This window comes from Streptomyces sp. NRRL WC-3549 (assembly GCF_000721935.1).
In the GTDB taxonomy this organism is placed as follows: domain Bacteria; phylum Actinomycetota; class Actinomycetes; order Streptomycetales; family Streptomycetaceae; genus Streptomyces.
Genome location: NZ_KL585381.1, coordinates 33,854 through 36,921, shown reverse-complemented (window position 1 = coordinate 36,921; position 3,068 = coordinate 33,854). Strand labels below are relative to the sequence as shown.

General features: G+C 73.6%; 1 protein-coding gene. It reads left to right on the top strand.

Annotated features, from left to right (window positions below):
• Positions 1-2,942: cobaltochelatase subunit CobN (cobN, locus tag IH13_RS0100365; protein ID WP_031079974.1), on the top strand; the 2,942-nt coding region annotated here is incomplete at its 5' end.
• Between the last annotated feature and the right edge of the window lie 126 nt (positions 2,943-3,068).

Genomic DNA, 3,068 nt, shown 5'->3' with positions numbered 1-3,068 from the left:
AGCCGGCCACCGCCTCGGCGGGCGGCGACGACGAGTCCTGGGACGCGGGCGCCCTCACCGGCCTCGACGTACCCGTCCTCCAGGCGCTCTGCCTGACCAGCCCGCGCAGCGCCTGGGAGGAAAACGACGAGGGCGTCTCCCCGCTGGACGCCGCGACCCAGATCGCCGTCCCCGAGTTCGACGGCCGCCTGATCACCGTCCCGTTCTCCTTCAAGGAGATCGACGAGGACGGCCTGCCGGCGTACGTCGCCGACCCCGAGCGGGCCGCCCGGGTCGCCGGGATCGCCGTACGCCACGCCCGGCTCCGCCACATCCCGGCCGCCGAGAAGCGGATCGCGCTCGTCCTGTCCGCGTACCCGACCAAGCACTCCCGCATCGGCAACGCGGTCGGCCTCGACACCCCCGCCAGCGCCGTCGCCCTGCTGCGCCGACTGCGCGCCGAGGGCTACGACTTCGGGCCCGAGGAGGAGATCCCGGGCCTGGTCTCCGGCGACGGCGACGAGCTGATCTACGCGCTGATCGAGGCCGGCGGGCACGACCAGGAGTGGCTCACCGAGGAGCAGCTGGCCCGCAACCCGGTCCGTATCCCCGCCGCCGACTACCGGCGCTGGTTCGCCACCCTGCCCGCCGAACTGCGCGAGGCCGTCGAGGAGCACTGGGGCCCGGCGCCCGGCGAGATGTTCGTCGACCGGTCCCGCAACCCGGAGGGCGACATCGTGCTGGCCGCCCTGCGCCGGGGCAACCTGCTGATCCTCATCCAGCCGCCGCGCGGCTTCGGCGAGAACCCGATCGCGATCTACCACGACCCCGATCTGCCGCCCTCGCACCACTACCTCGCCGCCTACCGCTGGATCGCCGCCTCCGCCGAGGACAACGGCTTCGGCGCCGACGCGATGATCCACCTCGGCAAGCACGGCAACCTGGAGTGGCTCCCCGGCAAGAACGCCGGCCTGTCCGCCGCCTGCGGCCCGGACGCGGCCCTCGGCGACCTGCCGCTGGTCTACCCGTTCCTGGTGAACGACCCGGGCGAGGGCACCCAGGCCAAGCGCCGGGTGCACGCCACCCTGGTCGACCACCTGGTGCCGCCGATGGCCCGCGCCGACAGCTACGGCGACATCGCCCGCCTCGAACAACTCCTCGACGAGCACGCCCAGATCGCCGCGATGGACCCGGCGAAGCTGCCCGCGGTCCGCGCCCAGATCTGGACGCTCATCCAGGCCGCGAAGCTCGACCACGACCTGGGGCTCGAAGGCCGCCCCGAGGACGAGGGCTTCGACGAGTTCATCATGCATCTCGACGGCTGGCTCTGTGAGATCAAGGACGTCCAGATCCGCGACGGTCTGCACGTCCTGGGTGGCGCCCCGGCCGGGAAGGGCCGGGTCAACCTGGTCCTGGCCGTGCTGCGCGCCCGCCAGATCTGGGGCGGCACCGCCTCGCTGCCCGGACTGCGGGAGGCGCTCGGCCTCGACGAGTCCGCGGCCACCCGCACCGCCGCCGACGCGACCGAGGAGCAGGCCCGCGCGCTCGTCCAGGCGATGGACGACGCCGACTGGGACCCGGACGCCGTCGCTGAGGTGGCCGCCGGCCACCCGCAGGCCGTCGCCGACATCCTCGACTTCGCCGCCCGCGAGGTGGTGCCCCGGCTCGCCGCGACGACCGACGAGCTCGACCACGCGGTCCACGCCCTGAACGGCGGCTTCGTCCCCGCCGGCCCGTCCGGCTCCCCGCTGCGCGGCCTGGTCAACGTGCTGCCGACCGGCCGCAACTTCTACTCCGTCGACCCCAAGGCCGTCCCCTCCCGGCTCGCCTGGGAGACCGGCCAGGCGCTGGCCGACTCGCTGCTGGAGCGCTACCGCGCCGACAACGGCGAGTGGCCCACCTCCGTCGGCCTGTCCCTGTGGGGCACCAGCGCCATGCGCACCGCGGGCGACGACATCGCCGAGGCCTTCGCCCTGCTCGGCGTCCGCCCCGTCTGGGACGACGCCTCGCGCCGCGTCACCGGCCTGGAGGCGATCCCGTACGAGGAGCTGGGCCGGCCCAGGATCGACGTCACCCTGCGGATCTCCGGCTTCTTCCGGGACGCGTTCCCGCACACCGTCGGCCTGCTGGACGACGCCGTACGGCTCGCCGCCTCCCTGGACGAGCCGGCCGAGCGGAACTTCGTACGCGCCCACACCCAGGCCGACCTGGCCGAACACGGCGACGAACGGCGCGCCACCACCCGTATCTTCGGCTCCCGGCCGGGGACGTACGGGGCCGGGCTGCTCCAGCTGATCGACTCCCGCGACTGGCGCACGGACGCCGACCTCGCCGAGGTGTACACGGTGTGGGGCGGCTACGCCTACGGCCGCGAGCTGGACGGGCGCCCGGCCCGGGACGAGATGGAGAGCGCGTACAAGCGCATCGCCGTCGCCGCGAAGAACACCGACACCCGCGAGCACGACATCGCGGACTCCGACGACTACTTCCAGTACCACGGCGGCATGGTCGCGACCGTACGGGCGCTGAAGGGCACCGCCCCCGAGGCGTACATCGGCGACTCCACCCGCCCCGAGACGGTCCGCACCCGCACCCTGGTCGAGGAGACCTCCCGGGTCTTCCGCGCCCGCGTCGTCAACCCGAAGTGGATCGAGGCGATGCGGCGCCACGGTTACAAGGGTGCCTTCGAGCTCGCCGCCACGGTCGACTACCTCTTCGGGTACGACGCGACGACGGGCGTGGTCGCGGACTGGATGTACGACAAGCTCACCGAGACGTACGTCCTGGACCCGGCGAACCGCGAGTTCCTCCAGCAGGCCAACCCCTGGGCGCTGCACGGCATCGCCGAACGGCTCCTGGAGGCCGAGTCCCGCGGCATGTGGGAGAAGCCGGACCCGGCCGTCCTGGACGCGTTGCGGCAGGTCTTCCTGGAGACCGAGGGCAGCCTGGAGGGCGAGGACTGACCGGGGAGGGCAGGGCTGACCGGGGAGGGCGAGGGCTGACCGGGGAGGGGCACGGTCCCCACCGCGGCCCTCTCCGTCCCCGCCTCCGTCCGGCCCGCGGGGTACGGCCCTTCCACACCGGCCGGA